Here is a 26727-nt window from a genome sequence, read left to right as displayed (position 1 = left end):
CCAGTGTAAGCCGCCTTGCCCATCCAAGGCAACGCTATCCCCAGCGACACACCACAGCTCCCAGGGTCAGGCCCGCGCCGAAGCCTGCTAACACCAGGGTATGCCCAGCTTGGATTTGCCCAGCCCGCACCGCCTCGTCCAGCACCAGGGGAATCGAGGCCGCCGACGTGTTGCCATAACGGGCCACGTTGCTCAGCATGCGTTCCGGAGGCACGCCCAATCGGGTCGCCACCGCCTCTAAGATTCGCTGGTTGGCCTGGTGCAGTACGAAGTAATCAATCTGGTCGCTGGTGAGTCCCGCCCGAAATAAGGCCTTTTCAATCACCTCCGGCACCCGTTTCACGGCAAATTTATACACTTCCTGGCCGTTCATGGCGATAGGCTGGTAAGCGCCTAGGGTTACCGTCAGGTCGTCGATCAAGGGCTGGGGTTGGCCCTGGTAGGCCAGGGTGAGACAGGCATTCTGGCTGCCATCGTTTTGCAATTCAAACCCCAACAGTCCTTCCTGGGGGCTGGTCTCCAAAACGACAGCGCCGGCGCCATCGCCAAACAACACACAGGTGCGCCGGTCCCGCCAGTCCACCCAGCGCGAGAGCACATCTGCCCCAATCACCACCGCCCGCCGGTAGGTCCCGGTTTTGAGAAATTGGGCCGCCGTCACCAGACCAAACACAAACCCGGAACAGGCCGCCGTCAGGTCAAAGGCCACCGCCCGCTTGGCCCCCAACTGCTCTAGCACCAGGCTGGCCGAGCCAAACAAGTCGTCCGGGGTGGAGGTCGCCAGGATGACCAACTCCACTTCCAAGGGACTTAAACCCGCCGAGACCAGGGCGTTTTGCGCCGCCTGAACCGCTAGGTCGGTAACCCCCTGGTGGGGAGCCGCCAGCCGACGAGTGCGGATACCGGTGCGGGTGACAATCCATTCATCACTGGTGTCCACCAACCGGCTCAACTGGTGATTGTCCAACGCGGGAGCCACATCGGCCCGTCCCGTCCCCGTCAAGCGCACGCCCAGCACTAGCGACCGTCCTGCCGCGTCAGGGCGCCCACTTTTGCCGCCAGGCGCTGCACCACCCGCTGCTCCACCGCTTCCGCCGCCAACCGAATGGCGTTGAACACGGAGGGGGCATGGGAACTGCCGTGGCCGATGACACAGACGCCCGGCACCCCCAACAACAAAGCGCCACCCCGTTCCGCTTCGTCCAGGCGTTGCTTGACCCGCCGCAGGTTTTCCCGCAGCAGGGGCACACCGATCTGCCCGCGCCAGCCGCGGGGCAATTCATCGCGCAATAACTGCACAATCACTCGCCCCACCCCTTCGGCGAATTTCAACAGAATGTTGCCCACAAACCCGTCGCACACCACGACATCATAATTTCCTGACATCACATCCCGGCCCTCGGCATTGCCCACAAATTCGATTTCAGGGTTCTGGGCCAGGAGCTGATAGGCGCGCACCGCCACGTCGTTCCCCTTGCAGGCTTCCTCACCAATATTCAACAGGCCCACCCTAGGGCGGGGAACCCCCAGCACGCACTGGCTGTAAATCGAACCCATCAGGGCAAACTGGTTCAAAAACTTGGGCCGGCAATCCACATTGGCGCCCACATCCAGCAACAACACGGATTTATCGGGGATAAGCGTGGGGAGCGCCACGCCAATGGCTGGACGGTCAATTCCGGGTAAACGCCCCAGTTGCAGCAACGCCGCCGCCATCACCGCGCCCGTATGCCCTGCCGAATACACGGCATCCGCCTTTCCGTCTCGAACTAGGTTCATCGCCACCACAATGGAGGCCCCGGGCTTTTGCCGCAGTGCTGTCAATGGCTCCTCGTTCATGGCAATCGCCTCCGGCGCCGGAATGATGGTCATCCGGTGGTGATGGTCCGCCAGCAGGGGACGCAACCGCTCCGGTTGTCCCACCAGCAAAATCTCCGCCTCCAACTCGGCCTGGGCGCGCAGGGCACCGGTGACGATTTCCTCGGGAGCGTGGTCTCCCCCCATCGCATCCACTGCAATCCGAGGCCGGTTGAGCGCCATGGCATTCTCGTCCGCACGTCGGTTACGCATTGTATCAGAATTCCCTCACCACACCTGCACGTGGGGCTGGCCATCTACTACCCGCCCGATGAGTACTCTTCCTGCTAACCCCACAAACAGGCCGTTTTCCACCACGCCGGGGATGTTGTTGATCCGAGCCTCCAAGGCTGCCGGGTCAGGAATCGCGGCAAACTTCACATCCACCACCATGTTGCCCAGATCTGTAATCACCGGGCCGTCCTTTTTTACCGCCATGCGCAACTCCGGCTGACCCCCGAGTTTTTCTAGCGCCCGCATCACCGGCCTTACCGCCATTGGCAACACCTCTACCGGCACTGGAAACCGACTGCCCAGGCGCTCCACCAACTTGGATTCATCCACCACCACCACCAACTCACGCGCCAAGCTGTCTACGATTTTTTCGCGCGTGTGGGCGGCGCCGCCTCCCTTGATCAAGTTTTTCTGGGGGTCCACCTCGTCAGCGCCGTCAATGGCCAGGTCTAACGTCTCCACCTCGTCCAAGCTGGTCAGGGGAATTCCGGCTTGACGGGCCAGCACCGTCGCCTGGAACGACGTGGGCACGCCCCGGATGTCCTGGATTTCCCCCCGCCGCAGCCGCTCCCCAAGCGCCTGAATCATCCACGCCGCCGTCGAACCGGTCCCTAGCCCCACCACCATGCCCGAGGTCACCAGTTGCGCCGCCTGTTGCCCCACCGCCTGCTTGGCCAGTTGGATGAGTTCGGGGGATACTGTCATGCGTTTGCCTCCACCACTGTCTTTCAGGCTAGCGCAAACGAGTTCCCCAAAACGCGGCAAGGGCCTGGCTGTCAGCAGCGCCAGACCCTCAGGACATCCTCATCAGCTTTCGTCAGGTTAAGTGGACGGTTTACACAGAACCCAATCCCACGCTGCGGGGCTGACGGTGGCCTAGGTCGATCCAGACCCAACTTCAGAGCCGTTTCTTGAACTGCGCCCTCTCTATTTTGCCACCCGACTCAGCACTAATGGGTTGAACCAACTCGATTGGGCAATCACTGGGTTTCATCCCCTCCCTGCCGGGAATTGGGTAGGATCTCGACCGGGGCACCTACGTCTCGATCCCATTTTTTGCTGCCTTTTAGGTGCCTACTATCACTATAGAAAATCTCCGTCCAGCGCAGGGAATTTATTACGCATTTGTGATAAGTCTTTGCAGAGTTTGATGCAGGGAGATATTGGTTTAAAGGAGCGCGGTTCTGGTAGTCTAGCGAAAAAGGGGGGAGATGGGATGTTGCGCTGGTTGATGGTGGTGGTAATGGTGCTGGGACTGTGGTGGGGACCCATAACCGCCACTCAGGCCCTGACGGAAGTGCGCTTGTTCAATCTCAGCGTGGGAGATTGCCCCCCAGAACTGGCGGAGGGGGCTGTGACGAGCGGGGGTAACACATTGCCGGCCCGTTGCTACTGGATCAGCGGCCAGGCGGAAAATCCTACCAATCGCACCGTGTACGACGCCGATGTGTTTGGACGGGTGTACGACGCCAACGGGGAACCCGCCATCCCCAAGCGCGGGCGTCTGGGCACGATTGAGGAAATCCCGCCTGGCATCAGCGAGTTTCATCTGCCCATCATGGTGCCAGCGGCGCAACCACCCCCCCTGCGGTTGACCCAGTTTAAGGCCCTAGGGTTTAGCGCCAAGGTGCGACGTTGAAAAGCTTTGGGGAGCAGGCCGTAAGCCGGGTTCTGTTCGTGGGCGATTATCTATCTGGGATGACGGTTACCCGCCACCTCAAGCGGTTCTTACAAGCGGGACGGGAAAAAGACCAACCCTTGTCCCTCCACCTTGCTCTCAACCGGGGTTTACCGAGCCAGCACCTCGCGGTACTGCTGGTGCGCTCTTACCGCACCTTTGCACCCTTGCCTGTGAGGTTACCCTCCATCGGCGGTATGTTTCTGTGGCACTTTCCTCACGCTCGCGCGTACTGGGCGTTACCCAGCGGTTTGGTCTTTCGAGAGCCCGGACTTTCCTCAGATGCCGTAGCATCCGCAATCGCCACACCTACTCCCCTAGCTCTATTTTAACTCGCTGTTTGGCAAGCCCCTGGGGGCTGGGCTATAATCAGTATCTGTCCGTATCGGGTTTGCGGGTTAGGAGGTTACGTTCGCTTGGGGAACAAGAAGAAAACGAAGGTGGGGTTTACCCACGAGGAATTTGCTGCGCTGTTAGACCGCTACGACTATCGGTTCAGTCCAGGGGACGTGGTTCAAGGCACAGTGTTTGCCCTGGAGCCAAAGGGGGCGCTGATTGACATTGGCGCGAAGACGGCGGCGTTTCTGCCCCTACAAGAGATGTCCATTAACCGGGTCGATAGCCCGGAAGAAGTATTGCGACCCAACGAGACGCGAGAGTTTTTTATTCTCTCGGATGAGAACGAGGAGGGGCAATTGACGCTCTCAATCCGACGGATTGAATACATGCGCTCGTGGGAGCGGGTGCGCCAGTTGCAGCGGGAGGATGTGACGGTGCGGGCCACGGTGTTTGCCATCAACCGCGGGGGCGCTCTGGTGCGGATCGAGGGGCTACGGGGTTTCATTCCCGGTTCCCACATCAGCACGCGGCACGCCAAGGAAGACCTGATGGGCCAAGAGTTGCCGCTGAAATTTTTGGAGGTGGATGAGGAGCGCAACCGTCTGGTCTTGAGCCACCGGCGCGCTCTGGTGGAACGGCAAATGAACAAGCTGGAAATTGGGGAAGTGGTGACCGGGACGGTGCGTGGTATCAAGCCCTACGGCGCGTTCATTGACATTGGCGGAGTCAGCGGCCTACTGCATATCTCTGAAATCTCCCATGAGCACATCGAGACGCCCCACAACGTGTTCTCGGTAGGGGACGAGCTGAAGGTGATGATCATTGACCTGGATGCGGACCGGGGCCGGATTTCCCTCTCGACCAAGCAGTTGGAGCCGGAGCCGGGAGATATGGTGCGCAACCGGGCGCTGGTGTTTGAACGGGCTGAGGAAATGGCGCAACGCTGGCGAGAAAAGCAAGCGGCGAAGCTGGCGGGATTACCGGAGTCGAGTGAAGGAGCGACGGCGGAAGCCATCCCAGCAGCCACAGGGGAGGAGGACCTGGAGCCGGCAGCGGTCTAGGGGAATGCTAGCCCACATCTGGCAAGATAGCCTGACGGTGTTTTGGGGGGAGTGGCTGGACCTGCGGGTGCGGCTCCCCCAAGTCTTTGCTTCGGGACTGGTTTCGCCGTTGATTTATATCCTGGCCTTTGGTTTTGGGGTGGGCAGTTCCCTGACTTCGCCGCCTATGGGGTCGTCCTACCTGGAATTCATATTGCCGGGGATGGTGGCCCTGTCTTCGATGATCATCAGTTTTGCCGGGACGACCTTTTCGATCTGCGGCGACCGCCTGTTTAATAAAACCTTTGAAGAACTGCTGTTGGCGCCTGTGCATCCGCTGGGGGTGTATCTGGGCAAGGTGATGGCGGGTGTCGTGCGGGGGTTGCTGACGGCGTCGGCCATTATCCTTATCAGCATTCTCTTTACGGGCCGGTGGCAAGGCTTTTTACACCCCTTGTTTTTGGGGATGGTGTTGCTGAATAGTCTCGTGTTTGCCGGTCTGGGGGTGATTGTGGGTCTGAGCGTGTCGTCTCTGGAGACGGTGGGTCTGTACAACAACTTTCTCATTGTGCCCATGTCGTTCCTGGGGGGGACGTTTTTTGACCCGGCAACAGTGCCGCCTTTCCTGAAGGTCATCGTTTACTGCATTCCCCTGACCTATGCCAGTATTGGGTTGCGGGCCAGCGCACTAGGAGCGCCCTTCCCATGGTACGCGCCGCTGGTCTTGTTGGGGATTGGGAGCATTTTGGCGGGGATCGGCGCCTATCAGTTTTCGCACCAACAGGATTGACCTAACGCAGACTTCGCCACAGCCACTGCAGCAGGGCCACCATGCCGGTCAGGATCAGGCCCAACAACAGCGACCCGATTGCTAGGCGGAGGAGAGCCTGCCGCTGGAAAACGGCAAACACCAGTAGGGTCACAACCCACAGGCCCGCCAAGCCCCATACCGGCAACCAACTCCGGCCCCAAAACCAAACCCATCCCCACAGGAGCAATCCCAGCAGGAGACTGAGACCTGGCGCGATGCCCCCATGCACACCCGCCGCCATCACACCGAGACCAATTTCCGCACCCAGCCAAAACGCCTGTCCCAGCTCTACCCAAGTGGGTGGGGTTACCCGTGGTAAAGCCTGGGCTGCGGGCCGCCCAGATGGTTGAGGAATCGCTGTTGACTGGGGCGTCGTGGGCCGCAAGGGCTTGGAATGAGGGGGCAACTGCACCTTGCGGGGCATCTGGTTGAGCCGTTCAAGCACCGCCTGGGCGCTGGGAAACCGCTCCTGCACCACCGGCCGCACCATCCGGTCGAGAATTTGCGCCAGTTCTGGACTCACCCGCACCTTATCCCGCCATTGCCATGTCCCCCGGTAGGCGTCGTACAGCTCCTCCGGCGGCAGTCCGGTCAACAGCCGCAGGCACGTGACACCAAGACCGTACAAATCAGTGGAGGGATACACTTCCCCCCCGTGGTACTGCTCTGGGGCGGCGTAGCCCACCGTGCCAATCGTGGTCCACTTGGAGCCGGCAAACACATCCCGTACCGCCCCGAAATCCAGCAGATAAATTTTGCCCGTGTGCCGGTGCCGCATGATGTTGGCGGGTTTGATGTCACGGTGGATGATGTTGCGCCCGTGGACAAAATCCAGAATTGGCAACAGCGCTTTTAATAGCTCAATAATTTTTTGCTCATCGTAGGGTCCCAAACGGCGCAGCTCCTGCTCTAAATCCTCGCCGTCGATATATTCCTGCACTAGATAAAAGTGTTCTTGCATCCGTTGGGAATTGCCCATTTTGGGCACCGCCAAGGGGAAATAGGCGTACAGGTCGGGGATACAGTCATGCTCGTTGCCCACTTGCTGCAACACCCGCGCTTCCCGGTCAAATAACCGCTTGGCCATCGCCACTTCTTCTGCGTCCATGCCCTCGGGGCGAAAGTGCTTGACCACGCAGTATTCCATCGTGGGCAAGTAGCGATTAATCGCCAGGTAGGTCGCTCCAAACCCCCCTTTCCCCAGCGGACGAATGGGAATATAAGCCCCCGCTAAAATCAAGGGCATCTGGCAGCTTTGACAGTAAAGCTGGGGAATACTTCGCAGTTGCTCTTCGTCTATTTCCAGGCGGTTCAGAGGGCCAGGACAGCCAGGGCGAGTGCAGTAAAAATCCATGAACCCATGAATAAATGCTCACGTAGTGCCTGGCCACGACCAGGTTACCTGTATTGTAGTCAGAAGGACGGGTGAACGAGATGGAACCTGCGCCTCCTGGTCACAGGTCTAGCGAAGCTTTGCGCAGGTGCTGAGCCAGCCAGCGCGCAATCGCAAGACTGGCGCCCGGCGTGCCCATCCGTTGGCGACCGTTGCGGGCAATCAGGTGCAGGGTATCGGGGTCGCTGAGCATTTCTTGCAACACAGGGCCAACGGCCTCCGGTTGATCCACCAAGCGCAACGAAGGGCCGAGCAGGCGCTGCTGGTAACGGGCGAAATGGCGCGTGTACTGGGGGCCTGGTCCTGGAAAACTCACCACCGGCTTGCCCAAGCCCACCAACTGTTCGGTGGCGGTTCCCGCCAGGGCAATCCCCGCATGGGCCAGGTGTATGCAGTCGTTGAAGCAACCCTGGGTGACCATCAATCCCACCTGACCATAACCGAATCCCACCCCTGGATAGACCGGCCAGCGGTGCCGACGTAACGCCCTCTCGATCTCGCGTGGGTCCACCGTAGGGGCAATCGCCGCCAGGAACAAAATCTGGGGCGCTGTCAGGTGCTCCACAACTCCCGGCAAGGCCTGCAGGATCAATTCCCAGTTGCGGTAGGCTTCAGGGACGCGGGAACCAGGGAGTAGCACAATCACTAGGGCATCAGCAAACGCCGGCGGTAGCGATAGCTGTCCCGTCGGTTCGAGACCATCCATCATGGGGTTGCCCACCCACAGCACCGGCAATTGCCAGCGTTTCAGCCAGGTGGTGGTTAATTCATCCCGTGGAAAGGTGACCCGCGAGCGGCGGATGAGCCAGCGCTCCCAGGGATAAAACACCGAGCCGGCCCAGCCTTCCAACCAGTGGGTTTTGGGCAAGGGACCCTGCTCGTCCCGCAGGTGGTACTCTGACTTGGCCGTTGCCACGAACACAAACGGGCGACCGCTTTGCCAGGCCAACCCCAGGGGCCAAATATCCCCCACCGCCAGCACCCATCCCTGGGGCGACGCCCGCGCCCATTGCCGCACCGCCCGCCATTGTTGCCAGACCAACCCTCCCAACCCTGCGCGCAGGTCCTGCCACCACCCCTTGGGTAGGAAGCCTCCCGAGGGCAAGTCCCGCGCTGGCCCAATCAGGGGAATTCCCAACCGCCGGTAGGTCTCCCCCCGACCCACCAACGGCAACGCCCGCAATACGACGTCGGGCTGTTCCTGCTGCAGGGCGGTCAAGATGGTGCCAGCAATCCGGTCTTCCCCATGCCCGTTACTCAAGCACAACAACCGCATGGTCAGCCGCGCGATGTCTGGACTGCATCTTACCGCTTAATTCAGCAGGGACTCCAGAACCGCCAGGTTGGGCACGCGAATCAACCCGCGCCCGGTGGTCTCGTCAGCGCGTTGGGCCTGTTTGCCGCTGATGCGCTCGATGACGCCCTCCTGTTCCAACTTGCGCAGCACCCGCGTGACCGTCTCTCGCGTCAGGCCGCTCAAGCTGCCCAGCTCCCGGTGAGGCAAATTGGGAATTTCAATCCCCTGAGCGCTGGTGCGTCCTTGACCTTCCGCGAGAAACAGCAGCACATCCGCCACCCGCGCCACGCTATCGGACTCCCGCACCCGCAACCGCCGGTTCAACTGCCGCAGCCGCCGCGCCATCAACTGGGACAACCGCAACCCCATCAGCGGCTCCGTTTGGACCACGTGCATAAAGTCCCGACTCGACAGGCTCCCCACCAGCACCGGTGTCACGCTCAGCACATCACAGGAGCGGGTCGAGGCAGCAAGAGCCGCCATTTCGCCAAAAATCTCCCCCGGCCCCAAGATGTTCAACGTAATTTCCCGCCCGTCGCGATTGTGGGTGCGAATTTTGACCCATCCCTCAATGATGAAATAAACCGTCCCGCCCCCTTCCGCTTCCATAATCAGGAGTTTGTCGGCCTCGTGATGGGCTAGGGACATCCGTTGACTCAGGCGCTCCAGGGCTGCCGGTTCCCAACCCTCAAACAGAGGCGAACGGCGCAGGGCAGTGAGGATGTCAGGCGTTGCTTTGTCCACCGGTCACCGGCCCTCCTGGTAGGTCATCGCCGTGATGTCACTTGGCCGTATGCTACAGTCTGTACAGAAAGCATCTACACAAACCGCAGCGGGTGGGGAGTTTACTCATGGTTTCTCTACTATTCAAGCAAACCGTGGATCGTCACTGCCGTCAAGGGGGTTGAGGATGGCTCCTCACCCGCGCCCGGTGGTGGTGACCGAGCATTTGTTCTATTACCATCGCTGCGCCCGCCGCAGTTTCCTGGACCATCGCCAGGGGGTGGTGCATCAACTGGAGCGCTCGCGTCACCGGGAAGAAATTTACCAGCGCTGGCCTGGTGTGCGACCGGCCTACCAGCCGCCGGATTGGGAAAAGGGGTTTCAGGCGACGGTGGCGCTCATGCAACAGGGGGTGCCCGCCATTCATCAGGGGGTTTTGCGAGTGGAAACGCCCGCCGCTGTGCTGGTCGGACGCCCGGACCTGCTGATTCGCGAACCGGGGGCATCCCGCTGGGGGGATTGGCACTACCGGCCTTTGGAGATTCGTCTTGGTCAGCGCTTGAAACCGGAGTACCAGGCGGTCGCGGCGTTCCACAGTTGGTTGCTTGCCCAGATCCAGGGGGTGTGGCCGTTGTGGGGTGAACTGGCACTCCCAGGTCCCCGGTTTTTGCGGGTGAATTTGGCGCAGGCGCTGCCTTCGATGCATCAGATGCTGGCGGCTTGCCTGGAAACCCTAAAGCAAACCGAAGCGCCGGAAGTGTTCATCAGCCGCAGCCGTTGTCACCAGTGTCCCTGGCTGGACGATTGCAGTACGGTCGCCAAGCGAACCCACCACCTCAGTCTGGTGCCCGGCGTCACCCACCGGCGTTACCAGGAGCTGCAAAGCTTGGGGTTGACCCGCATTGAGCAGTTGGCCCAGGTGAACCCGTTGGAGTTGCACCGGCGCACCAGTTTGGGTCTCAACAGCAGCAACAAGCTCGTTCGCCAAGCCCAGGCGATTGCCCAGCAGCAGGCCCTGGCGATTGCGCCGATTACCCGCTTGCCTCGGGCCGCCATCGGCTACTTTTTTGACATCGAGGCCGACCCCTTCCTGGACTGTGTGTACTTGCACGGGGTGCTCCTGATCACTCCCCAGCGACAAGAGTTCTATTCCCTGGTGGCAGAACGGGTGCAGGACGAAGGGCGCATCTGGCAGGAGCTCTTGCAGGTGCTGGAGCGTTATCCCCAAGCCCCCATCTATCACTTCTGCCCGTTTGAACCTCAGACTATCCAGCGGTTGGGCCAGCGCTATCGCACGCCCCCGGAGCGGGTGCAGGCCATTCGCCAGCGCTGCGTGGATTTGCACGCCCGCTTGGTGCGTTCAGTGGTCTTACCGGTGGAGAATTACACCTTGAAGGCGATTGCTCGCTGGTTAGGGTTTCAGTGGCACCATCCCCGCGCCGACGGCGTCCAATGCACCCAGTGGTACAACCTGTGGCTCCAAACCGGCGACCGCAGCTATTTGCAGGCGCTCCAACGCTACAATTACGACGATTGCCTGGCCACCTACCACCTGTACCGCTGGCTGGTGGAATTTATGCAGAAACAAACCCTTGTGCCCTCAACCGGCTGAGCCCTGTTCCTGGCGCCCGCCGCTAAAGCCTCGCCCCGGTTGCCACTGCACCGCTCCCGCCTGGCCCGTGACAAAGGTGCGAATCTTGAGTCGCTCTAAACGGCCCATCTCCCCTCGGCGCACCCGGAAGTTGGAGGCAATCGCGCCGTAAGGTTGCAGGGCACGCAGCAGGTTGTTCCCTAGGGTTCCCCCGCTCCACCAGAGCACCTGGGCCGGCGGCACCCCCTGGCGCACGAGGACGTCCTGCTGCGCAAAGGTACTGTCGGGCAACCACACCAGCGACTCGTTCCTGGCGGTCATGCGCAACAGGGGCGGTTGGGTGTTGGTCACCTCAAAGCGGACCAGCCCCAGACTCACTTCGGATAACTGGGCCAAGGGACGTGGAGAGAACCCTTGAACCCCCTCGCCGTACAGCGCCCGCACTGGCATCACTCGCTGCAGGTCTGTCCAACCCTGGTTGGGCACTCCTGGCCAGGCCACGCCCACATCAATCGCATTCACCCCTTGCAACTGCAAAAACGGCAACAGGGTAAACCGCACCGTGCGTTCATTGCCCGCGTTGATGACGGCTACCCGGCCCCGCGCCTGCACCACCATCACCGGAATGCGCCCCGTGTCCAACGCCGTGAATTCTAGGCGGGTGGCATGACCCACCAGCAGCGGGACCAGGACCGACGCGATGCCAAAGAGCACTACCCACAGCCAGCGCCGGCGTTGCCACAGCCATCCCCAGCACAACAGCCCCAGCAGGCCATAAAGCAGCACCAACTGCCCAGCCGTAATCTTGCCAGCCGCAAGGGAATTCCCAGGCAATTGATTCGTCCAGTTCACGATGGCCAGCAGCAGGCTCAGGGGATAACGCAACAGGGACGCCGCCCAAACCCCTAGCTGGAACTGCACCAGGCCGATGACCGCCGTCACCATTCCCCCCAAGGTCAACACCATTACCAAGGGAGCCGCCACCGCATTTAACGGGATGGTGTAGGTGTTAATCAGGCCAAAGGTGTACAACTGCAGGGGCAACGTCCAGAGGTAAGCCGCCGTCGGCACGGCAATCCACTCCGCTAGGGCCGGGGGCAAGAGCGTCAATCGCTGGGCGATGGGTGTGGCCCAGAGCATCAGCCCTAAGGTCGCCAAGAAACTGAACTGAAACCCCAGGTTGCCAATCCAGTTGGGGTTGTACAGCAATAGGGAGGCAGCCACCAGCAGGAGTAACGGCAAGGGTTGGCGTTTACCCGTCACATCTCCCTGGCCCGTTTGCACCAGGCCCCACAAGCCCACCGCGCCCATCACGGACGCCCGCGCCACGCCCGCTTCAAACCCAGCCAGCAGGGCAAATCCCGCCAGGGCCAGCAACCCCGCCACCAGTTGCGCTCGCAACCCTAGGCGATGAGTCAACGCCAGCACTGTCCCTAGCAGTAGCGAGACGTGGAATCCCGAAGCGGCAATGGTGTGAGCCAGACCCGCCCGCGTAAAGGCCGCCCGCAAGTTCGTATCCAAGTCCACCACCCGCGCCCCGACTACCATTGCGCTCACCAGTGGTCCCTGCTCATCTCCCAGCGCTTGCCGGTGGACATCTGCTATTCGTTGTCGTATCCACCAAAAGCCCCATCTCTGGCCGCTTGCGGGGTCAACAGTGACGGTTTCCCCCCGCATCCCGGCAAAGGTGTTGTGCTGGGCCAGGTAGTTTTTGAAATCAAAGCCGCCGCGAAACGCCGCTGTCACGGGTAGATAGAGGTCGCCCTTGACCGACACCTTGCGTCCCGGCGTCACGCCCTCCGCCTGGTCAGGAGCCACCGTGACATAGAGATTGCCCGTCACCCGTTCCGTGCGGATGTAGGGGGCTTCTCCCACTTCGATTTGCTCCACCGCCAGGAAAAACCGCCGCTTGCCGCTGGCGTTCAAGCGGGGGAGGTTCAGCGCCCTGCCCGTCACCACCACGTCAAACTGGGGCGCTTTGGTGCTGATGTCGTTCGGTCCCGGTTGCGGCGTCCGCCACTGCAGGTAAAGCCCCGCCAGTAAACCAACCACGCCGGCAACGACCCAGACCCAGGCCACCAGTCCCTGCCGTCGCCACTTGGGCATCCGCAACGCCACAAGGGCCAGAACCAAACCCGCCACTGGCAGGACGTACATCCCGTAGGGCACCTGCGCCACCAGCAATCCCAAGACCCAGGCACCGGCCCAGACCAGCAGCCTTTCCGGCGTGAACAACGCGCCCATGACCGCATACTGCTACCCTGCCCTGATTGTAGCCAGCCCTGGCGTCCCGGCCTCGTCCCTTGGTAGCGCCGATTACACAGGGGCTCGTCATCTTGAAGTTGTTTGAAAAGAAATGGACTTTCGTGAGCGTTGGTGGAGAAGCGTTGAGAAATGGAGACGGGCCAAACCCACAGGGGATAATGGAATCCAGTCCAGATGTTATCCCAGGCCATCAGCATGAAAATTGCGGTTTACGGCAAAGGTGGCATTGGCAAATCCACCACCAGTTGCAATCTCTCGGCGGCCCTGGCTCGGCGGGGCAAGAAGGTACTGCAAATTGGTTGCGACCCCAAACACGACAGCACCTTTACCCTCACCGGTTTTTTAATCCCCACCATCATTGACACCCTCAAGGAACGGGACTACCACTACGAGGAAATCTGGCCGGAGGATGTGATTTATTCCGGCTATGGGGGGGTGCATTGTGTCGAAGCGGGCGGACCTCCCGCCGGTGCCGGTTGCGGCGGTTACGTGGTGGGGGAAACCGTGAAATTGCTCAAGGAGTTGAACGCCTTTGACGCCTACGATGTGATCCTGTTCGATGTGTTAGGCGATGTGGTGTGCGGCGGGTTTGCCGCGCCGTTGAATTACGCCGATTATTGTCTGATCGTGACAGACAATGGGTTTGATGCGCTGTTTGCCGCCAATCGCATTGTCGCCTCCGTGCGGGAAAAGGCGCGAACCCATCCGCTGCGCCTGGCTGGGTTGATTGGCAATCGCACCAACAAGCGTGATCTGATTGATAAATACACCTCGGTCGTGCCGATGCCGGTGTTGGAAGTGTTGCCGGTTGTGGACGACATTCGCATCTCGCGGGTGAAGGGAAAAACAGTTTTCGAAATGGCGGAAAGCGACCCTTCCCTGGCGCCCCTTTGCGACTACTACCTCCACATCGCCGACCAACTATTGGCCCGTCCCGAAGGTGTGGTTCCCCAGGAGGCGCCGGACCGCGAGTTGTTCAGTCTGCTGTCCGATTTCTACCTGAATCCCCCCGCTCAACGCGAACTGGCAATGGTCTAAACTGGAGCCGTCCTGGCCCCGAGGAGCACGGTAATGGCGACGTTTGACGAGTTGAAACTAGCCCTACGCAACGCCTGGTTGGAATATGCGCGCAATCACCGACCCTGGCTCGAGATGTATCTCAAACAGCGGGGGTTCAAAACGCCGGATAATGGCCGCCGGCCCGATGCGGGTTTGATTCTGGGTGTGATCACCATGGCCGCGCCGCAATTGCTGGAAATCTTGCCCACCTTTTTTAAGCTGAGTCAAGGCAATCCCGACGCCATTATTGAGGCCCTGGATTTGAACTTTGACCCCTTCAAGGAATTGGCCAAACCCGTGGCCCAATTGCCCGAATCGGCAACTCCTATGGCTGAATCGGAGCAGGTCAATGTCACACCGTTTTAAGGAGCACGAGCGATGACTACTTCTTCGGTAAACACCCTCTCATTCGACTGTGAGACCGGCCAGTACCACACCTTTTGTCCTATCAGTTGCGTGGCCTGGCTGTACCCGAAGATCGAAGATAGTTTTTTCCTGGTGATCGGCACAAAAACCTGCGGCTATTTCCTGCAAAATGCCCTGGGGGTCATGGTGTTTGCCGAGCCGCGCTACGCCATGGCGGAGTTGGAAGAAGGCGACATCTCGGCGCAACTGAACGACTATGCCGAACTGAAACGGCTGTGCCTGCAGATCAAACGCGACCGCAACCCCAGCGTGATCGTTTGGATCGGCACCTGCACTACTGAAATTATCAAGATGGATTTGGAGGGGTTGGCGCCGCAACTGGAGGCAGAAATTGGCATCCCGATTGTGGTGGCCCGCGCCAACGGGTTGGACTACGCCTTTACCCAAGGGGAAGACACCGTACTGGCGGCGATGGCCCAGCGCTGTCCTGAGACGCCCCCGTCGGCACCTGCGGAATCCCGGTGGCTAAGGCTCGTCCCTCGTCCCCAAGCGGCGGCGGACCATCCGCCCCTCATCCTGTTTGGTTCCCTGCCGGACCCGGTGGCGACCCAATTGACCTTGGAGCTAGAGCAGCAGGGGATTCAGGTTGCTGGGTGGTTGCCGGCCAAGCGCTTTGGGGAGCTACCGGCTATCCCGCCAGGTGCCTTCGTCTGCGGGGTGAACCCGTTTCTCTCTCGCACGGCGGCTACCCTGGTTCGCCGGCGCCAGTGTCGGTTCATCTCAGCGCCCTTTCCCATTGGTCCCGACGGCACGCGGGCGTGGGTGGAGGCGATTGCCCAGGCCCTTGGCAAACCGACGGTGGCGTTGGCGCAGCGGGAAGCCCAAACCTGGCAACGCCTGGCGCCCTACTTAGAACTCCTGCAGGGCAAATCGGTCTTTTTCATGGGGGATAACTTGCTGGAAATTGCACTCGCGCGGTTTTTGGTGCGCTGCGGGATGCGGGTGTTGGAGGTGGGCATTCCCTACCTGGATAAACGCTACCAAGCTGCGGAACTGGCTCTGTTGGAGCGCACCTGCCGAGAAATGGGCGTCCCCATGCCCCGGATTGTAGAAAAGCCGGATAACTACCGCCAAATCCAACGCATCTACGAACTCCAACCGGATCTGGTAATCACCGGCATGGCCCACGCCAACCCCCTGGAGGCGCGGGGCATTACCACCAAATGGTCAGTAGAATTTACCTTTGCCCAGATTCACGGCTTCGCAGGCGCGCGGGAGATTTTAGAACTAGTCACCCGGCCCCTACGGCGGAACCAGGCCCTAAGCCAACTGGGATGGCAACGGCTGGTTTAACTTTTCCCCTGCAGCGCTGCCAGTGCCGCCTCCAGCGACGGATGGAGCGATAGGAACTGATCCAGGCGCACCAGCTTCACCGCCTGGGTGACGCGCGGGTTGGTCACGATATACAAGTTGCCACCGACGGCCTGGAGTTGCTTGGCGGTTTGAACTAACACCCCCAACCCGGAACTGTCAATAAATTCAATCTTGCTCAGGTCTATGACGACCTGCTTGGGGCCTGTCTCTATCGCCTGTTGCAAAACCTTGCGGATGTGCTGCTCGGAGAAGGCATCCAGCATCCCGCTCAGGCGAAAAATCTGGTGGGTCGGCTGGATTTCGCGCGTGCCCCGCAGGCTGACCGTCAACGACAGATGCTCAGAAATGGTCCCACTCCTTGAAATGACTGTAATCGTCTATCTTAGTATGGCCGCTTTAGGACTCGTCAATCCGCACCTGGATCACCGGCCCCGAGACCGCCAGGCGAATGGTCGCCCCGTCCACTAGCTTGGTTTTGTCTGTGACCGGTTCGCCATCAACAAACGTGCCGTTGGCTCCTAGACTCAACAGTTCCCACTGGCCGTTTTCCCGGCGCAGCTCCGCATGGTGGCGGGAGACCACCGAGCTGAGCAACACCACCTCGTTATCCGGCGCCCGGCCAATCCGGATCACCGTTTCATCTTTGAAACACCAATCCCGAATGGAAGTTCCCTGGGTTGGGTTCATCAGGCTCAGCGTAATCACGGTCTGCTCCCTCGAGGTCACCACAGTGTTGACCCCTATTTTAACGCCTCAGAGGGGGCTTACACGGGGTAGTGGGCGCCCAAAAAATGCTCTCGCACCTGGGGATTTTGCGCCAGTTCCCCAGCGGTGCCCGCCGCTAGGACAACCCCATCGTAGAGAATGTAGGCCCGGTCCGTAATGGCCAACGTATCCCGCACGTTGTGGTCCGTGATCAACACGCCCAATTGTTGCTGCCGCAATTGCCGGAGGATGGTCTGCAACTCCTGCACGGCTATCGGGTCTACCCCAGCAAAAGGTTCATCCAACAACAGGAAGTGGGGCCGCGTCGCCAAGGCGCGGGCGATTTCGGCTCGCCGTCGTTCGCCTCCGGAGACCTGACCGCCCAGGGTGTGGGCCACCGCCTCTAGGCGCAATTCCCGAAGCAGTTTACGGACATACCAGCGACGCTCCGGCTCCGGCACGCCCGTCTCTTGCAGCACCAGCAGGAGATTCTCCTGGATGGAAAGGTCGCGGAAGATGCTCGGCTCTTGGGCTAGATAACTGATGCCCAAGCGGGCGCGGCGATGTAACGGCCAGGGCGTAATGTCCCGGTGGTCTAGGCGCACCACCCCTAGGTCCGGGCGCTCAATCCCCACAGCGATGTAGAAGATAGTCGTTTTACCCGCGCCGTTGGGTCCCAGTAAACCCACGACTTCCCCCTGCCCGATGGTCAAACTCACATCGCGCACGACGGGGCGGCGGCCATAGGCTTTATGGATGTTTTCGAGTATGATCTGCATGAACGAATGCCCGCAAGGGTTTTCTGCTCCATTGTGCCTTGCCGATGAACCGCATCGTTTGCGCCGACTTGGAGGCCCTGAGCGAGCAGGCCCTCCGGCTGTTGGAACAACGGATCCACAGCGCTCTGGCAGAACGAGGCCGCGCGACGTTGGCGCTGGCGGGGGGGAGTACACCACGACGGCTCTACCAGCGCCTTGCGCAACAGAACTGGCCCTGGTCGCAAATTCATGTGTTTTGGGGTGACGAGCGGTTTGTGCCTCCCGACCACCCAGACAGCAACTACCGCTTAGCGCGGGAGACTTGGCTCGACCATGTCCCGATGCCTGCCGCCAACATCCACCCCATCCCGACAGTGCCCTTGACGCCCGCCGCCGCCGCCGAGGCCTACGAGCGGGAACTTCAAGCGTTCTGGGGACTCCAACCCGGCGAATTTCCCGTTTTTGATGTCATTCTGCTGGGCATGGGCGAAGACGGGCACACGGCCTCCTTGTTTCCCCACACGGCGGCGCTCCAGGTGTGCGACCGGGCGGTCACGGTGGGCTACCGGGGCGACCAACCTCGGATTACCCTGACGGTACCCACGCTAAACTACGGGCGATGTGTCCTGTTTTTGGTCGCTGGGGTGAACAAAGCCGCTGCCTACGCTCAGGTCACACGCCCAGATGCCGATGGAAACGCCTATCCGGCTGCTTTGATCCGGCCTGTCAACGGCGAATTGTGGTGGTTGGTGGAGGCAACGGTGTTGAGGCCAGGGGAACCTGAAGTGCGTCCTTCCGTCTGAAGGAGCAAGCGCCCCGCTAGAATGACAAGCAAGGCTTCGCTCCGGCTGTAACTTGGTTTTCTACCGTTGCGCGTTGTGAGGAGTTGTGCCATGCGTTTTTGTGCCTTCGCCGGCTGGTCTTTAGTTATTGCCCTGGGGATGACGGATGCGGCCTTGGCCAATCCCATCCCGCGTCAGCTACGGTTGACCGCACCCACCATCCCCGCCCGTCCTGTGGTTCCCCCGCCTCGACCGGAGGACATGCCAGCAGCTTCGCCCACGGCGGTTCAGGCGCAACGGGTGCTGTACGTCCATCCCACCAGCGGCCAGGACAGCCACAACGGCCAGACGCCCCAGACGGCCTTTCGGACCATCACCCGCGCCCTGCAAGCGGCGGAGGCCGGTACGTTGATTCAGCTCGCACCCGGCAAGTACAGTGCGGAATCAGGTGAGCAGTTTCCCCTGGTGCTCAAGCCAGGTGTGATCCTGCGGGGCGATGAAGCCAAGCGGGGCCAGGGAGTCCTGATTGAAGGGGGCGGTCGCTTCGTCAGCCGCCTGTTTGCCCGGCAAAATGCTACGATTCTGGCTGCGGACAACAGCGCGATCTTGGGGGTGACCGTCACCAACCGCAACACTCGAGGCACCGCCATCTGGGTCGAATCCACCAACCCCCTGATCCGCAACTGCACGTTTGTCGCCAACCACCGCGAGGGGGTGTTCGTGACGGGTGAGGGCGCACCCCGGATTGAGGACAACCTGTTTATTCGCAACGGCGGCAACGGCGTGTCCTTTACCCGCGCGTCCAAAGGAGAAGTCCGGCGCAATTGGTTTATCCAAACGGGGTTTGGCCTGGCCATCGGCGGGGTTTCGTCGCCCTTGGTCGCGGACAACCGCATCGAGCACAATGTGGACGGCCTAGTCATCAGCGATGTGGCGCGGCCTGTCCTGCGGGGCAATCGGATTGCGTTCAACCAGCGCAGCGGGGTCGTGGTGATCGCCGGCGCGCAACCGGATCTGGGCAACAGCGCTAGCCCCGGCAACAACATCTTTCAGGGCAACGGCAACCACGACCTGCACAACGCCACCCGCAACATCACCTTGACCAGCGTGGGCAACCGGCTGGACACCAACAAGGTCAACGGCCAGGTGCAGCTGCAGTAGAGCTGCGGGCGCGGTAGAAGGTCTCTAACGCCCGCGGTGTACCCACAAACCGCCAGTGCCAGGGTTCGTAGCTGATGCCCTGGGGGTTGTTCTCTGGGAAGGACATTTCAAAGTGGAACTGGGCGGCCCGCCGCTGGAGCCAGGCAAAGGCTGCCGTCTGGGCAAAGGATGGGTGCAGATGGGTCGCTGGTTGGCGGCCATCGCCAATGTCTATGGCATAGCCGGTGTGGTGCTCGCTGTAGCCAGGCGGCGCACTCACTTTCGCCCGTTCCTGCACCCGTTGTCCGCGCTCCGCCTTCACGTCGTAGAAGACCGCCTGCTGCTCCTGGTAGGAACGAAACCCGGACAGCGGCACGAGCAGGACCCCATCCGCTTGCGCCGCCCGTTGCATCGCTAAGAACGCTTGGGCCGCATCACGGTGCAGTTTCACCCGTCCATCGGCCGTCACCGCCTGCAAATCTCTGGGGTCAGCTTCAGCGTAGGGCAAATGACCCAACAAATCTGCTGGCGCGTTGGCTACAGGAGGCGATTCCTGGGCAACCGGCGCCGGGCGAAACAGCCACCCACCCACCAGCCCAAAACTGCCCAAACCCGCGATGACGAAAACCACCCACCACCTGCGCGGCCCACTCGCAGGTGTTTTTTGTACCGTTGCTGGTCCTTGGCGTCGCGCCTGCGGAATGTCGTCCACAATAGACAAGCGTTGGTCTCCTCCACCACCCTGTTCGATGATAGCGCCAAGGGTTACAAGGTGTACTGGAAATCGGCCACCAGCATGCCTGGCGCTAGGGTTCCCCCCAAACTGCGGTGGTCGTAGGTGTCGGTGGCTGGGAGCCATTCCTGGGTGTCCGTCAGCGCCACTAACCCATCGCCCCAGAAGTGGTAGAGGCTCTCGTCAAACCGGAGATTTTCAATCGGGGCCACCATTTGGCCTCCCTCGACCCAAAAGCAGGCGTAGCGAGTCATGCCGGTGATGCGCCCCGTGGCCTGGTCGCTCCAGTTCAGGTAGTGCAGATTGGCGACGTACAACCCCTGGTCTAAAGCTGTTAGGGCCTGCGCCACTGGCAAGGTGCCCGGCAACACCTCAGGAGCGCGCAGAGCTTCCCCCGGTTCAGCACCGTTGGCGGTTAAACCATACTCCCTGGCGGTGCGCTGGCTGACCAATGTCTGCACCAGTTGCCCCTGCTGGATCAGGGGAAGCTGCACGGGCGCGACGTCTCCCTGCACGGTGAAGCGGGGGACGGGAATCGCTTGAAAGTTCTCCCGCAGGGAAAAAGCCGCTGCCAATTGGCGTTCTCCCCGGCGCAGGGGCAAAAGGGCGCTGGTTCCCTGGCGCAACGCTGCCTCGCTCAGGCCGCCCCAGGACAACATGCCCACCAGCTCCGCTACCGCTGCCGGCGCCAAGTAGGTGCGATAACGGCCCGGCGGGAGAACCTTGGCCGGACGACTCAGTAGCTCCAACTGACGGCGCAGCGCCTGAAGTTGCCGCACAAAAGCCGATGTCTCCCACGCCCGGCCACTGTAGTATCCCTTGACCGCCCGCTGCTGCTCGTTGAACAGGGAATAGTCCAGGGTAAACGTCTCGGTGTAGAACCAGTGGGATTGGCCCGCGCTATCGGCATAGGCCCGCACCTGGGGTCCGGCGGCGTACAATCCGGTGAAGTCTAACCCCGCTACCCCTTCCAGAATCAGGGGCATCACCTGGGTCACCGGCGGCACTTGACCCGCTTGCACCTCCTGGCTCTGGGCGTTCCCGGACGGCTCTACCAGGAAGGGATCCGGGGGAAGCTGGGGCACCACCTGCTGCAGGTCTGCCACTGCTTGCTCCACCTGGGCCACGTCGGTTTCCACCACCCCCGTCAACGGGAAACGGCGCGAGCCGCTGCGGCCTTCCACCATTAAAGTGAGGGTGCATTCGGCCTGTTCGACGTGTCCTCCCTGGCGTACTCGCCCTCGATTGAACCGCACAAAATCACTTGCTTCCGCCACCAGCGTTGCCCGCCAGGGCAGCGTCAGACGCGCCAATGCCTGCACACTCCCGCGCCAACTGGCCGTGACCGCCTCGATAAAGTCCGCCATATCACCCTCGCCCTATTGTCCCCAGGATACTACTGTTGCCAACCCCACTTGTCACACATTTTGTAGTACAAAATCGGCACGGTTGTTTGTTGCACATTTATTTCAAATCACAACTTTTTCTTCATAATTTGTGTCACTGCTTTAGGTGTCATTTTATCTTGTTACCTGTAGTTCAGGATGCTTCCCTAAAACCAATGAGTATCGTTGCGCAAGTGATTGCTCAATCGGATGCTGCTGACCGTTTCCTCAGCAGTGCCGAATTAAACAAGTTAGAGGAGTTTTTTAGCAAAGGGGCATTGCGGATTCAAGTGGCGCAGAAATTGGCGGCCAATGAGCGCAAGATTGTGCAAGAGGGCAGCCAACGCTTTTGGGCCAAGTGCCCCAATACACCTAGCAACCGGGGGGATGCCCAAAAAACGGCTCTGTGCCAGCGGGACCAAGCTTGGTACATCCGGCTGATTAGCTACTGCGTCCTAGCGGGCAACGATAAACCCCTCGAGGATATTGGCCTGAACGGGATGCGGGAAATGTACGTGTCGTTAGGGGTGCCGCTCAATAATTTACGCATTGCGATGACCAGTCTCAAGGAAGTCACAGCAGGCATCCTCTCGCCAGAGGAAATGGCCTTGGCCGCCCCCTACTTTGACCGTTTAATCCGCGCGTTTTAAGGTCAATGATTGGCTTGATGAGCGTTAAAAAAGTGGACATTTTCTAAGTCAAATGTGAATCCCTATTCATCACAGAGGAGATGCCATGCAAGATACGATCACAGCCTTGATTAACTCCGCGGATGTCCAGGGGCAATATCTGAGTGACGCCGCTCTCAGTCAACTCCGGCAGTATTTTGAGCGGGGGATGATGCGGGTCAAAGCGGCGGCCACGATCAGCGCCACTGCTAGCCAAATCATCAGCCGTACGGTGGCGAAAAGTTTGCTGTACGGGGACATCACGCTGCCGGGGGGCAATATGTATCCCACCCGTCGCTATGCCGCCTGTCTGCGGGATTTGAATTATTTCCTGCGCTTTGCCACCTACGCGATGCTGGCGGCGGATACGTCCATCCTCGACGAGCGGGTGCTGAACGGTCTGAAAGAGACCTACCAGACGCTGGGGGTGCCGATTGACCGCGTGATCCAGGCCCTGAACGCCATGAAGGAGGTCTTGAACGAGACAGTGGGCACCGAGGCGGGACAGGAGCTGGCGCGATATCTAGACCACATCATTGCCGGTTTGCGCTAACGGCAACGGTGTTCCCCTGGTCCAACCGGGGGAGCGTTTTTGGGCGTGCAGGTGTAGCTATGAACAAAACGCAACGCTATCCGTGGTGGGCGGGGAATGCACGGTTGACCGACCTGTCCAACACCTTCATCGTGGCCCATGTGGCCCACGCGGCCTTGATCGTGTTCTGGGTGGGGCTAATGACGCTGTTTGAACTGACCCGCTACACCCCGACCCGACCGATGTACGAACAGGGGCTGATTTTATTGCCCCACCTGGCGACGCTAGGGTTGGGGGTCGGCGCCGGCGGTCAGGTGGTTAACGTCTTTCCCTACGTGGCGGTGGCTGGTTTCCACCTGGTGAGCGCTGGGGTGCTGGCCTGGGGCGCTTGGTTCCATTTCACCCGGTTGCCCCAGACCTTAGAGATGGTGCCGCCGCCAGCGGGGAAATTCCACTTCCGCTGGGACGACGAACGGCAACTGGGCCTGATCCTGGGCCATCACCTGCTGGTGTTGGGGCTCGGGGCGCTGCTATTGGTAGCAAAGGCCACCATTGGTGGTGGACTCTACGATGCGACGCTCGGGCAGGTGCGCACTGTGCAACCGACCCTGGATTGGGTCCGGATTTGGGACTACCGCACCCACCTGTTTGACGTGAACAACCTAGAGGACTTAGTGGGGGGGCATGTCTACGTGGCGGTGCTGTTGCTGCTGGGGGGAACCTGGCATATCCTGGTGCCGCCGTTTGGTTGGGTGAAACGCCGCTTTTTGTTTTCCGCTGACGGGATTTTGAGCTATTCCCTGTTTGGCATTGCCCTAGCGGGGTTTGCGGCGTCCTACTACTGCGGGTTTAACACGCTGGCCTATCCCGAGGTGTTTTACGGCCCGGCCCTCAAACTGCGGTCTGCCTTGACACCGGCCTACTACGACCCGACAGGGGCGACGGTGTACTCGGCGCGGGTGTGGCTGGCCAATGCCCATTTCTACCTGGCGTTTTTCTTCCTGCAAGGCAGCCTGTGGCACTTCCAGCGGGCGATGGGTCTGGATGTGACGCAGATGTTCCGGTCCTGGTGGGCTGAGCAGGCGGCGGTGTATCACCCGCGTTTTCAGTGCAGTGCACCCCCGTTGCCGGAGGTGGTCTATGAACCCCGTCTCGTGCCGATGCCGGCCTTGACGCCGCCCGCGAGCGATGCCTTGTATGAACCGGTCCAGGGTGCGTCCAGACCCGCCCTGACGGCGATCAATGGAGTGCGCCAGACGCTGTACCAGGTGGTGTACCGGCCCCAGACCTGGATTTTCTACGAACCGGCGGCCAAGCAGGTGAGCCATCCCCGGCCTACGGGAATGCTTTATGCACCAGCGGCGAAAAAGCCAAGGGTTGTTCCGTCGCCGGCCACACCGACTGAAACGGTGACAGCCGCTCCCGCAACGCCTCCCCAGGCTCCTGAATCCACGCCGGAGCCACAGTGAAACCACTTTAGCTTTAAAAAGCCAGGGAGGGAAGCCTCCCTGTTTTTTATGCCCCCTAGCGGATATACTCCTTGAGAATGCTGTTGCGGTTGGGATGGCGGAGTTTACGCAGGGCTTTGGCTTCGATTTGCCGGATGCGCTCGCGGGTGACGTTGAACGTCTGGCCAATTTCCTCCAGCGTTTTCATGCGACCGTCATCGAGACCATAGCGCAGGCGCAATACGTCCCGTTCCCGCGGGCTGAGGGTGTTTAACACGGTTTCCAAATCCTCCCGCAGCAGGTGTTTGGCCACCTGGTCCTCCGGCGTTTCGCCGTCCGCCTCGATAAAATCCCCCAGGCGGGAGTCTTCCTCCTTGCCGATGGGCGTTTCCAGGGAGATGGGCAGTTGGGCGGATTTGGCGATAAATCGCAGCTTTTCAATCGTGATTTCCATACGGGTGGCAATTTCTTCCTCGGTCGGTTTACGGCCCATCTCCTGGGACAGGATTTTGGTGGTTTTCTTGATGCGGGAAATCGTTTCGTATAGATGCACCGGCAACCGGATGGTGCGGGATTGGTCAGCAATGGCCCGCGTAATCGCCTGGCGAATCCACCAGGTGGCATAGGTCGAAAACTTGTAGCCCTTTTCGTGGTCGAACTTTTCGGCGGCTCGGATCAGCCCGAGACTGCCTTCCTGAATCAAGTCCTGGAAAGACAGGCCCCGATTCATATATTTCTTGGCGATGGAGACCACCAGCCGCAGGTTTGACTGCACCATTTTTTCCTTGGCCCGATAGCCCTGGCGCAGCTGTCGCCGGAACTCCTCCAGCGGCAGTCCCACCAATTCCGCCCACTGTTCTTCGGTGGGGCGTTGTCCATGCTGGCGCACCCACTCGTCCCGCTTGCGCTCAAATGCCAGTAACACCGAGATTTGCCGTGCCAGTTCAATTTCTTCATCCGCCCGCAGCAGCCGGATCCGACCAATTTCCTGGAGATAGAGCCGGATGGAATCTTCGGTGTAGGAATTTTTCTTGGCCGCTGACCGTTTTCGTCCCGAGCGTGGGGAGGTCTCGTCCGCGTCCACCTCGTCCAAGTCTTCGTCGAGGTCCTCTGGGTCCAGACCACTCAGGTCATCCCCCGCAGTCTCGTCATCCAAATCGTCGAGGGACGGGTCAGCAAGGGTCGGCAAGACATTATGCACCTGAGTCATCGCGTCGGGTACTCCTCGGACTACAATACCAAGCGTAAACAGATGCCCATCATACCAGGGAAGGCGACCGACAGAAGGAATGTTTCGCCTATCCCCTCCAGAGCAATCCTATTGTAATCCTGATAACAGCATAGTCTAGGTTCGGATAGCGGGATTTCCCAGCAGTTCCTACGAAAGTAGGGGAAAAGAACCTAGAAACTTTTACATAAATTTACATTCTGAGAGGCCGGCGGGACGGATGGCGACCTCTATGATAGACGGGGAGCCTAAGGGAATCCAGTGGGCATGGAGCAGGAACTGGCGGTGGTGGCAAGGGCGTTACGGGCGGCAGGGGCGGCGGTACGCCAGGTTGTGACTGAAGGGTTGCAAACCACCTACAAAAGCGGCGATGACCCCTTGACGCGGGCCGACATCACCGCCAACCAGGTGCTCCAGTCCGAACTGTTGGGCGTCTTTCCCGAAGACGGTTGGCTCTCCGAGGAAACGCGCGACCAGCCGGAGCGGTTGCACAAACAGCGGGTGTGGGTGGTGGACCCGATTGATGGCACGCGGGAGTTGGTCGAGGGCATTCCGGAATATGCCCTGTCAGTGGCGCTGGCCATCGGCGGTAAACCTGTCTTGGGCGGCGTGTACAACCCGGCGCGCGATGAGCTGTTCTTGGGAGTTCTCGGTCAAGGGGTCACCTACAACGGTCAGCCTGTGCGAGCGAGTCATCCGCTGAGCGACCCACCGTTAGTCCTGGCCAGTCGTTCCGAGGTACGCCGAGGCGAGTGGGCACCCTTTCAATCCGTCATGCAGGTGCAAGTGGTGGGTTCGATTGCCTACAAACTGGCCTTGGTAGCTGCAGGACGCGCCGATGCCACGTTCAGTTTGGGACCAAAGCACGAGTGGGACGTCGCAGGCGGCGTTGCGCTGGTTCTCGCAGCCGGTGGCGTGGCTACCGATGCCCAGGGACAGGCGCTTCAGTTCAATCAAATGCCCCCTTTGCTTTCGGGAATCGTGGCGACGACCCCAGCCGCCAGGGACGTAGTTTGGCAATTACTTCGCAACGCCTGGTTTCGCTCGTCCGAGCTGAGCCGCTTTCGTTTGTCGGGGAGATAACCGGAAAACTCAAGACATGACAAGCACCAATGGCTTGGCTCTCAGAAGAGGCGGAGCATCTCTTCTTTGAAAACCTAACGGTGCGTAGACGGCTGCAAAATGCCTTGCTGAGGTTGGTGCGGAGATTTGTCTCTCCTAGCCGTGCCAGTCTGGCTGCTGAAGGATAACCGCTCTCCTTGCGAAAAAAAAACGTAAAGGGCAGATTAAGATGGGAGGGAGTAAGACGCGGGCTATAATG

At 60.4% G+C, this 26727-nt stretch carries 25 protein-coding genes, 1 other RNA gene and 1 pseudogene; 13 read left to right on the top strand and 14 right to left on the bottom strand.

Annotated elements, in window-relative coordinates; translation table 11 throughout:
- Positions 1-34: 34 nt before the first annotated feature.
- From NZ705_02115 to rpiA, 3 genes are read right to left on the bottom strand one after another with little or no spacing between them, the layout of a single operon-like run.
- The gene (locus NZ705_02115; protein ID MCS7291756.1) at positions 35-1018 is read right to left on the bottom strand and encodes a ketoacyl-ACP synthase III; all 984 of its coding nucleotides are present in this window, start codon (positions 1016-1018) and stop codon (positions 35-37) included.
- Positions 1018-2070 (bottom strand): phosphate acyltransferase PlsX, encoded by a 1053-nt coding sequence (plsX, locus tag NZ705_02110; GenBank protein ID MCS7291755.1) that lies wholly within the window; start codon positions 2068-2070, stop codon positions 1018-1020. Before plsX ends, NZ705_02115 begins: the two co-directional genes overlap by 1 nt.
- 15 nt (positions 2071-2085) lie before the next feature.
- Positions 2086-2796, bottom strand: coding sequence for a ribose-5-phosphate isomerase RpiA (gene rpiA, locus NZ705_02105; protein MCS7291754.1), 711 nt, complete (start codon positions 2794-2796; stop codon positions 2086-2088).
- A 511-nt stretch (positions 2797-3307) separates the two neighbouring features.
- Between rpiA and NZ705_02100 the strand changes: the two genes are divergently transcribed.
- Positions 3308-3730, top strand: coding sequence for a hypothetical protein (locus NZ705_02100; GenBank protein MCS7291753.1), 423 nt, complete (start codon positions 3308-3310; stop codon positions 3728-3730).
- 5 nt (positions 3731-3735) lie between these two features.
- On the opposite strand, the gene rnpB is transcribed toward NZ705_02100, so the two are convergent.
- Positions 3736-4086, bottom strand: an RNA gene (gene rnpB, locus NZ705_02095) — RNase P RNA component class A.
- A 99-nt stretch (positions 4087-4185) separates the two neighbouring features.
- On the opposite strand from rnpB, the gene NZ705_02090 reads away from it, so the two are divergent.
- Positions 4186-5169 carry a 30S ribosomal protein S1 gene (locus NZ705_02090; GenBank protein MCS7291752.1) on the top strand — a complete coding sequence of 328 codons (984 nt, stop codon included), beginning with the start codon at positions 4186-4188 and terminating at the stop codon, positions 5167-5169.
- A 4-nt stretch (positions 5170-5173) separates the two neighbouring features.
- Positions 5174-5938 carry an ABC transporter permease gene (locus NZ705_02085; protein MCS7291751.1) on the top strand — a complete coding sequence of 255 codons (765 nt, stop codon included), beginning with the start codon at positions 5174-5176 and terminating at the stop codon, positions 5936-5938.
- Position 5939: 1 nt separating this feature from the next.
- Here the strand turns inward: NZ705_02085 and NZ705_02080 are convergent, their stop codons facing one another.
- From NZ705_02080 to NZ705_02070, 3 genes are all read right to left on the bottom strand, one after another.
- On the bottom strand, positions 5940-7205 hold the full coding sequence (locus NZ705_02080; GenBank protein ID MCS7291750.1) for a serine/threonine protein kinase: 1266 nt from the start codon (positions 7203-7205) through the stop codon (positions 5940-5942).
- 208 nt (positions 7206-7413) lie between these two features.
- A complete protein-coding gene (locus NZ705_02075; protein ID MCS7291749.1) occupies positions 7414-8628 on the bottom strand; it encodes a lipid-A-disaccharide synthase-related protein in 1215 nt (404 codons plus the stop codon).
- 36 nt (positions 8629-8664) lie between these two features.
- Entirely contained in the window at positions 8665-9393 is a 729-nt protein-coding gene (locus NZ705_02070; protein MCS7291748.1) for a Crp/Fnr family transcriptional regulator, read from the bottom strand.
- Positions 9394-9559: 166 nt separating this feature from the next.
- Here NZ705_02070 and NZ705_02065 point away from each other — a divergent pair, with 166 nt between their 5' ends.
- Positions 9560-10984: a TM0106 family RecB-like putative nuclease gene (locus NZ705_02065; GenBank protein ID MCS7291747.1), complete on the top strand. Its 1425-nt coding sequence runs from the start codon at positions 9560-9562 to the stop codon at positions 10982-10984.
- Here the strand turns inward: NZ705_02065 and NZ705_02060 are convergent.
- Positions 10973-13207 (bottom strand): ComEC family competence protein, encoded by a 2235-nt coding sequence (locus NZ705_02060; protein ID MCS7291746.1) that lies wholly within the window; start codon positions 13205-13207, stop codon positions 10973-10975. The genes NZ705_02065 and NZ705_02060 overlap by 12 nt on opposite strands.
- 216 nt (positions 13208-13423) lie before the next feature.
- Here NZ705_02060 and bchL point away from each other — a divergent pair, with 216 nt between their 5' ends.
- From bchL to NZ705_02045, 3 genes are read left to right on the top strand one after another with little or no spacing between them, the layout of a single operon-like run.
- Positions 13424-14266, top strand: a complete 843-nt coding sequence (bchL, locus tag NZ705_02055; GenBank protein ID MCS7291745.1) for a ferredoxin:protochlorophyllide reductase (ATP-dependent) iron-sulfur ATP-binding protein — start codon at positions 13424-13426, stop codon at positions 14264-14266.
- A gap of 33 nt (positions 14267-14299) precedes the next feature.
- A complete protein-coding gene (locus tag NZ705_02050; protein ID MCS7291744.1) occupies positions 14300-14653 on the top strand; it encodes a DUF5331 domain-containing protein in 354 nt (117 codons plus the stop codon).
- A 12-nt stretch (positions 14654-14665) separates the two neighbouring features.
- The gene (locus NZ705_02045; GenBank protein MCS7291743.1) at positions 14666-16006 is read left to right on the top strand and encodes a ferredoxin:protochlorophyllide reductase (ATP-dependent) subunit N; all 1341 of its coding nucleotides are present in this window, start codon (positions 14666-14668) and stop codon (positions 16004-16006) included.
- Here NZ705_02045 and NZ705_02040 read toward each other — a convergent pair.
- From NZ705_02040 to lptB, 3 genes are all read right to left on the bottom strand, one after another.
- On the bottom strand, positions 16003-16356 hold the full coding sequence (locus NZ705_02040; protein MCS7291742.1) for an STAS domain-containing protein: 354 nt from the start codon (positions 16354-16356) through the stop codon (positions 16003-16005). The genes NZ705_02045 and NZ705_02040 overlap by 4 nt on opposite strands.
- A gap of 67 nt (positions 16357-16423) precedes the next feature.
- The gene (locus NZ705_02035) at positions 16424-16756 is read right to left on the bottom strand and encodes an FHA domain-containing protein (protein ID MCS7291741.1); all 333 of its coding nucleotides are present in this window, start codon (positions 16754-16756) and stop codon (positions 16424-16426) included.
- A gap of 35 nt (positions 16757-16791) precedes the next feature.
- Positions 16792-17511: an LPS export ABC transporter ATP-binding protein gene (gene lptB / locus NZ705_02030; GenBank protein ID MCS7291740.1), complete on the bottom strand. Its 720-nt coding sequence runs from the start codon at positions 17509-17511 to the stop codon at positions 16792-16794.
- A 44-nt stretch (positions 17512-17555) separates the two neighbouring features.
- Here lptB and pgl point away from each other — a divergent pair, with 44 nt between their 5' ends.
- Together pgl and NZ705_02020 are read left to right on the top strand one after the other, a co-directional pair.
- Positions 17556-18293, top strand: coding sequence for a 6-phosphogluconolactonase (gene pgl / locus NZ705_02025; protein MCS7291739.1), 738 nt, complete (start codon positions 17556-17558; stop codon positions 18291-18293).
- Between the two features lie 90 nt (positions 18294-18383).
- Positions 18384-19433 carry a DUF1565 domain-containing protein gene (locus NZ705_02020; protein ID MCS7291738.1) on the top strand — a complete coding sequence of 350 codons (1050 nt, stop codon included), beginning with the start codon at positions 18384-18386 and terminating at the stop codon, positions 19431-19433.
- On the opposite strand, the gene NZ705_02015 is transcribed toward NZ705_02020, so the two are convergent.
- On the bottom strand, positions 19408-20124 hold the full coding sequence (locus NZ705_02015) for a D-alanyl-D-alanine carboxypeptidase family protein (GenBank protein MCS7291737.1): 717 nt from the start codon (positions 20122-20124) through the stop codon (positions 19408-19410). The two genes, NZ705_02020 and NZ705_02015, sit on opposite strands and share 26 nt — an antisense overlap.
- A 53-nt stretch (positions 20125-20177) precedes the next feature.
- Positions 20178-21512 carry a metallopeptidase TldD-related protein gene (locus NZ705_02010; protein ID MCS7291736.1) on the bottom strand — a complete coding sequence of 445 codons (1335 nt, stop codon included), beginning with the start codon at positions 21510-21512 and terminating at the stop codon, positions 20178-20180.
- A 194-nt stretch (positions 21513-21706) separates the two neighbouring features.
- Here NZ705_02010 and NZ705_02005 point away from each other — a divergent pair, with 194 nt between their 5' ends.
- From NZ705_02005 to NZ705_01995, 3 genes are all read left to right on the top strand, one after another.
- Complete coding sequence (locus NZ705_02005; GenBank protein ID MCS7291735.1) at positions 21707-22180, top strand: allophycocyanin subunit alpha-B; 474 nt, start codon at positions 21707-21709, stop codon at positions 22178-22180.
- Between the two features lie 85 nt (positions 22181-22265).
- Positions 22266-22751, top strand: coding sequence for an allophycocyanin subunit beta (locus NZ705_02000; GenBank protein ID MCS7291734.1), 486 nt, complete (start codon positions 22266-22268; stop codon positions 22749-22751).
- 59 nt (positions 22752-22810) lie between these two features.
- Entirely contained in the window at positions 22811-24199 is a 1389-nt protein-coding gene (locus NZ705_01995; GenBank protein MCS7291733.1) for a chlorophyll a/b binding light-harvesting protein, read from the top strand.
- Between the two features lie 55 nt (positions 24200-24254).
- Here NZ705_01995 and rpoD read toward each other — a convergent pair.
- A pseudogene (gene rpoD, locus NZ705_01990) lies at positions 24255-25388 on the bottom strand (RNA polymerase sigma factor RpoD).
- A 285-nt stretch (positions 25389-25673) separates the two neighbouring features.
- On the opposite strand from rpoD, the gene NZ705_01985 reads away from it, so the two are divergent.
- Positions 25674-26489, top strand: coding sequence for a 3'(2'),5'-bisphosphate nucleotidase CysQ (locus tag NZ705_01985; protein MCS7291732.1), 816 nt, complete (start codon positions 25674-25676; stop codon positions 26487-26489).
- Positions 26490-26727: the final 238 nt, after the last annotated feature.

Source organism: Gloeomargarita sp. SKYB120 (assembly GCA_025062155.1).
Taxonomy (GTDB): Bacteria; Cyanobacteriota; Cyanobacteriia; order Gloeomargaritales; family Gloeomargaritaceae; genus Gloeomargarita.
This window is presented reverse-complemented; position numbering and strand designations above follow the sequence as displayed.